The organism is Devosia insulae DS-56 (assembly GCF_000970465.2).
Taxonomy (GTDB): Bacteria; Pseudomonadota; Alphaproteobacteria; order Rhizobiales; family Devosiaceae; genus Devosia_A; species Devosia_A insulae.
Map to the genome: position 1 here is coordinate 1 of NZ_LAJE02000318.1, position 1,840 is coordinate 1,840.

A 1,840-nucleotide genomic window follows, 5' to 3' on the forward strand; every position below is an offset into this window, starting at 1 on the left:
CCCTCGGTGCGCTGGGTTGCCCTGCCCTCAGCTCTCGTAAGCCGCCGATGGGAACTGCGTGGCGTACTTGCCGCCGGAGCAGTCGATCGAGGCGCCGGTGATGTAGTGAGCCTGGTCGGACGCGAGGAAGCAGATAAGGTTGGCGACGTCCTCCGGGTTGCCCCACTGGCGGAGCGTCAGGGTGTCGAGCAGCCGTTGCTGGCGGGCGTCGGGCAGCTTGGCAAAGCCGTTCATCTCGGTGGGGATCATGCCCGGCGAATAGGAGTTCACCGTCACGTTGAACGGACCGAGCTCGCCGGCCAGCACGCGGGAGAACTGCACCACGGCGGATTTCGACGCCGCATAGGCGGCGCCGCCGACCGACGGGATGATGGCGGCGAACGAGGCGGCGTTCATGATGCGGCCCGAGGCCTGGCGCTGCATGATCGGCGCCACCGCCTGGCACATCAGGAAAGTGCCCTTGGTGTTGGTGTCGAAATTGGCGTCCCACACCGCCTCGGCGAGTTTTTCGACCCGCGCTCCGCTGGCGACGCCGGCATTGTTGACAAGGATGTCGACCCGGCCGAACGCTTCGTTCACTGCGCCGACCGCGGCGTTGACCTGGGCCGCCTCGCGCACGTCGCAGAGGATGCGAAGGCCAGGCCACCCGGCCTCGGTCCACTCCATCGCGGCGTCATCGAGCAGATCCTGGCGGAAATCGATGATCGCGACGGTGACGCCTTCAGCAGCGAGGGTCCTGGCGATGGCGCGGCCGATACCGCGACCGGCGCCGGTGACGATGGCAACTTTGCCTTTGAGATCAATCAGCATGATCAGACCACCGCGCTGAGCAGGGGTTCGCCGGCAAAATGCGCGACGATATTGGCAACGACCAGATCCCCCATTTTGTTGCGCGTCTGGTGCGTGGCGCTGCCCTGGTGCGGCGAGAGCACGACGTTATCGAGCGCAAAGAAGCCCTCGGGCACCTGCGGCTCCTTCTCGAACACATCGAGCGCCGCGCCGCCGAGCTTTTTCGATTGCAGCAGCTCCAGCATCGCTGCCTCATCGATCAGCGTGCCGCGCGCGACATTGACGATGAACCCCTCGGGGCCGAGCGCCTCGAGCACTTGGCGCGAGACGATCTTCTCGGTGCCCTTGCCACCCGGCGCAATGATCACCAGCCAGTCGCTGTCGCGGGCCATGTCGATGAGCTTGTCGTAGAAGATGTAGGGCTCGTCATGCTGGCGCGACCGGCCGTGATAGACGACGCGCATTTTCATCGCCTGGCAGCGCGTGGCGATTTCCTTGCCGATGCGGCCGAGGCCGAGAATGCCGACGGTCTTGCCGTTGAGCTCGGTGAGCAGCGGGAAGCTCTGCTTGGGCCACTTGCCCTGACGGACGAACTGGTCGCCCTGCGGGATGCGGCGGGCGAGGCCGATCATCAAACCAAGGGTGAGCTCAGCGACGGCATCGTTGAGGACGTTCGGCGTATTGGTGACGCGGATATTGCGCTGTTTGGCCGCCTTGGTGTCGATCGAGTCGTAGCCGACGCCGAAATTGGCGATGATCTCGAGCTTGGGGAGCTTGTCCATCAGTGCGCCGTCGACATTGCCGCCGGCGACGGCCCGGATCTTGCCGGCCACCGACTTGATCAGCGCCTCCTTGTCGGCCGCCTCGTGCAGCTTGTGCACGGTGTAGCGTTCGGCGAGCGCCTTCTCGCAGCGATCGAGCAGCTTGTGAGTCTGGAGAATCTCTTCCGGCATTGGTCCCATCCCTATTCGGCGCAAGGTTGTATGGCAGTTTTGCGCGAGGGTGAAGGCGACGTTGGTGGGGGTGAGGGCCATGTTGATCGGCCGGTGGC

The 1,840-nt window shown here is 65.0% G+C and carries 2 protein-coding genes; both read right to left on the minus strand.

Annotated features, from left to right (window positions below):
- Nucleotides 1–27: 27 nt before the first annotated feature.
- A complete protein-coding gene (locus VW23_RS21475) occupies nucleotides 28–810 on the minus strand; it encodes an SDR family NAD(P)-dependent oxidoreductase (RefSeq protein WP_069911543.1) in 783 nt (260 codons plus the stop codon).
- Between the two features lie 2 nt (nucleotides 811–812).
- The coding region (locus VW23_RS21480) for a 2-hydroxyacid dehydrogenase (RefSeq protein WP_425285227.1) at nucleotides 813–1,840 on the minus strand (1,028 nt) is incomplete at its 5' end.

Coding starts and splice junctions, on each gene's coding strand:
- VW23_RS21475 (WP_069911543.1), bottom strand. CDS start 810: ATGCTGATTGATCTCAAAGGCAAAGTTGCCATCGTCACCGGCGCCGGT.